Source organism: Microbacterium sp. CCH5-D1, from assembly GCF_001557335.1.
In the GTDB taxonomy this organism is placed as follows: Bacteria; Actinomycetota; Actinomycetes; order Actinomycetales; family Microbacteriaceae; genus Microbacterium; species Microbacterium oxydans.
Map to the genome: position 1 here is coordinate 1 of NZ_LSJW01000090.1, position 3,560 is coordinate 3,560.

Here is a 3,560-nt window from a genome sequence, read left to right on the forward strand (position 1 = left end):
CGGGAGAGGAACGTGCATGGACAGACCTTTCTGTTCGTGCGGAAATCAGACGTCTGATGTCTGATTTCAAGTCACTCTAGCGAGAGGTCAGACGTCGAACAAGGGTCGGCGCAGCACCTCGAGGTTCCGCGCGACGGTGCGCAGGGCGTCCCGGGCACTGGCGTCGTCAGGGCGTCGGGCCGTCTTCAGCCCCAGCCAGGCGACGTCGCCCGCTGCCGCGAGTGCCGCAGCGACGTGTGCATCATCGAGGAGCGAGGCCGATTCCGGATGCGTCGAGGCGATCGGCAGATGCGCATCCACCCACGGAGGACCGTACGGACTCTGCACGGCCGCAGCGCCGGAGAAGGCGAGGCCGACGAGGAACCCGGAGGCTGCGGCTGCGGCGATCTGCGCGGTCACGGCGTCCGCATCGCGCAGCTCGATCGCCGAGCGACCCCAGTTGAGCCAGAGCCCGACCGGCGCTCCCGCTGACCGGATCGCGGCGATCTCGTCGTCGAGGGAGAGGAAACCCTTCTCCGGGATCTGCCCTGGCACCGACGCATCGCAGTGCTCGACGACCAGGCGCGCTCCCGACCAGTCGAGGGCGGCGGCTTCCTGCAGCGAACGCACGAACGGTTCCACGGCTCCTGCCACTCGCGGGGCGGTGTGCAGGGTCACCACGGCCACGGTCGCGCCGCTCTCGCGGTCGATGCGCGCGATGTCGGCGGCGACGCGGCGCAGGTCGTCGACGGCTGCCGTGCGACCCGTTTCATCGGTCGACGCCAGACCGTATCGCGAGTCGCTCCCCAGGCGCCCCATCACGAAGGGGATCGGCGTCACGGCGAGCGGCACGGCGGGCACGTTCGCGAGGAACCAGGTCTCGTCGTGCGGGTGGATGCCTCCCATCCACGGCACTTCGAGCCCGGCGACCCCGGGAAGCGCACACAGCGCGGGCAGCAGCTCCCCTTCGAGCTCCGGGTCCCAGCGCGCGTGCGCCGGAGAGGCCGGATAGGCGCTGACGAGGACGGGCGCAGTCATGCGCGGGCTCGCGCGACCGCATCGGCGAACCACGTCGTGATCGTCGAGGGATGCGTGATGGCGGTGCCGACACAGACGGCGAAGGCACCGGCGGCGATCGCGTCCGCGGCCTGCGCCGGCGTGTGGATGCGCCCTTCGGCGACTATCGGACGACGGCAGCGGGCCGCCATCAGCTCGATGAGCTCGAGATCGGGGCCGGTGGTCTTCGGGCGCTCGCCCGTGTAGCCGGACAGGGTGGTGCCGAGGATGTCGGCGCCCGCCTCTTCTGCGGCGAGCGCATCGTCGAGCGAACCGCAATCGGCCATGATCAGGGCGTCGGTGTGCGTGCGAAGACCCTGGATCGTCTCCCCGAGAGTCAACCCGTCCGGACGATCGCGACGGGTGCCGTCGACCGCGATGATGTCGGCTCCCGCGTCGGCGACGGCCCTGGCATGGTCGAGCGTCGGAGTGATGAACACGTCGCGATCGCCGTCCTTCCACAGACCCACGACGGGCACGGGGAGGTGGGCCGTCGCACGGATGTCGCCGATTCCCTGCACCCGGACGCCCGCGGCACCCCCGACGAGGGCAGCCGCGGCCACCTGGGCCATCGTCCGCGGGTCGCGCATCGCCTCACCGGGGTAGGCCTGGCACGAGACGATCAGGCCGCCACGCAGCTGCTCGAGGGGGTCGGCGAGTCTCATGGGTTCCTCCAGACGGATGCCGCAGCTCCCCGCAGCGGGGCGTCGTCGCCGAGAGTACCCGGCAGGATGGGCGTGCTCTGCAGCGCATCGATCGCCTCGGCGTGGAAGGCGTCGCGCATCGGGCGCCACCAGTCCTCACCGATGTTCGGCACGCCGCCGGTGACCACGATGCGCTCGGGATCGAGGATCGTGGCCGCTCCCGCGATGGCGCGTCCGACCGCTGCGGCTGACTCGCCGATGGCGCGGCGGGCGATGGGGTCACCGGCAACGGATTCCGCCGCGATCCCCCGGGCATCGGTGATCCCGGGGTCTCCTCCGAGCGAGAGGAAGTGCCGGTGCATGCCGATGCCGGAGCCGATCGCCTCGAGGTGTCCGGGTCTGCCGCAGGGGCAGCGCAGGTGCGCGGCTCCCGGCACCGGGAGGTGCGCGATCTCCCCCGCGACGTGATGCGCTCCGCGCACGGCATCGTCGCCCAGGATCAGTCCGGCGCCGACACCGGTGCCGACCGCGACGATGAGCGCACTCGCCGCCCCGGCCGCCGCCCCGTGCCGGTACTCCCCCGCCGCGTGCGCATCGACGTCGTTCTGCACCCGCACGGGAGCATCCGTGATCAGGTGCGCCCCCAGCCCGGCGCGCACGAGGGCGGCAAGAGGGGTGCCCGGCCAGTCCGCGAAGGTGTCGGTGGCCGAGACGATCGTCCCGCTCCCGGCATCGACGACCCCGGCGGCGCCGATGCCGACTCCCGACAGGCGCAGCCCGGTGCCGGAGAGCAGCCGCTCGGCGAGGGCGACGACGGTGGCCACGACGGCCGTCGGCCCCTCCGCGGCGGGAGTCGTGGCCACCTCGGTGCGCAGCAGCGTGTCGTGGCGGTCGGCGAGCGCTGCGGCCGTCTTGGTGCCGCCGATGTCGACGGCGAGGACGACCTCGCCCATCAGGCGACGGCGACAGGGAGCAGGTGCAGCTCGTCGAGGATGTCGCGGATCTTGGAGACCGCATCGTCGTCGAGCGCCTGCACGGTGCGAGCCATGGTGGCGTGATCGATGATGCCGCGGGCGTGCATGGCGGCCTTGAACGCGCCGACACCGGTCGCATCCCCCGACAGCCCCTGCGGCTGGAACACGATGTCGAACAGACGGTTGATGCGTTCCTGTTCGGCCCGGGCAGTCGCCCAGTCGCCGCTCTTGGCCGCCTCCCACAGCCGCACGTATCCCGCGGCCTCCACATTCGCGAGTCCGGGGACCACGCCGTCGGCACCCGCGAGCGCCATGGCGTCGACGACGATCTCGTGACCGGTGAGCAGCTGCAGCGGGCGCCCCGCCGCCCGGTTCGCCGCGATCAGACGGCGGAACGAGACATCGTCGCCCGAGGAGTCCTTCACGCCGTGGATCACGCCCTCGCTGCCGAGCTGCACGAGCAGCTCGATGCCGAGCTTGGAGTGCACGCGGACCGGGACGTCGTAGGCCCACAGCGGGGCGTCGATGGCCGCGGCGATGGTGCGGAAGTGGTCGGCGACCTCGGCGGCGGAGTTCAGCGTGTACAGCGGAGCCGTCGTGACGATCGCCTGCGCGCCGGCGTCGACCAGACGGCGGGCGGTCTCGATGATGCGGGGAGCCGTGAGCTCGATCGCGCCGGCGATGATCGGCACCCGGCCGGCATTCGCCGCGACGATCGTGCGGAGCAGCTCCACGCGCTGGTCGTCGGTGAAGTACGCGGTCTCGCCCGTGGAGCCGAGGGCGAAGAGTCCGGAGACACCTTCGTCGACGAGACGGTCGACGAGACGGGAGAGCGAGGCGTGGTCGATCGAGCCGTCCTCGAGCAACGGGGTGGCGACGGGCGGGACGACGCCCGCGAAGACGGGGG

The 3,560-nt window shown here is 71.9% G+C and carries 4 protein-coding genes; all 4 read right to left on the minus strand.

All coding sequences use genetic code 11. From position 1 onward, the window contains the following. Positions 1-87 precede the first annotated feature (87 nt). Entirely contained in the window at positions 88-1,017 is a 930-nt protein-coding gene (locus AX744_RS06150; protein ID WP_061015843.1) for a DUF4862 family protein, read from the minus strand. After that, entirely contained in the window at positions 1,014-1,700 is a 687-nt protein-coding gene (locus AX744_RS06155; protein ID WP_061015846.1) for an N-acetylmannosamine-6-phosphate 2-epimerase, read from the minus strand. The genes AX744_RS06150 and AX744_RS06155 overlap by 4 nt, the downstream gene beginning before the upstream one ends. Continuing rightward, entirely contained in the window at positions 1,697-2,632 is a 936-nt protein-coding gene (locus AX744_RS06160) for an ROK family protein (RefSeq protein WP_061015848.1), read from the minus strand. Before AX744_RS06160 ends, AX744_RS06155 begins: the two co-directional genes overlap by 4 nt. After that, positions 2,632-3,560 (minus strand): dihydrodipicolinate synthase family protein (locus tag AX744_RS06165; protein WP_061015850.1); only part of this gene is annotated, 929 nt, incomplete at its 5' end. The genes AX744_RS06160 and AX744_RS06165, both read right to left, overlap by 1 nt.

Bases quoted from the DNA above. Each gene is read 5' to 3' on its own strand.
- AX744_RS06150 (WP_061015843.1), bottom strand. From the start codon at position 1,017: ATGACTGCGCCCGTCCTCGTCAGCGCCTATCCGGCCTCTCCGGCGCAC.
- AX744_RS06155 (WP_061015846.1), bottom strand. From the start codon at position 1,700: ATGAGACTCGCCGACCCCCTCGAGCAGCTGCGTGGCGGCCTGATCGTC.
- AX744_RS06160 (WP_061015848.1), bottom strand. From the start codon at position 2,632: ATGGGCGAGGTCGTCCTCGCCGTCGACATCGGCGGCACCAAGACGGCC.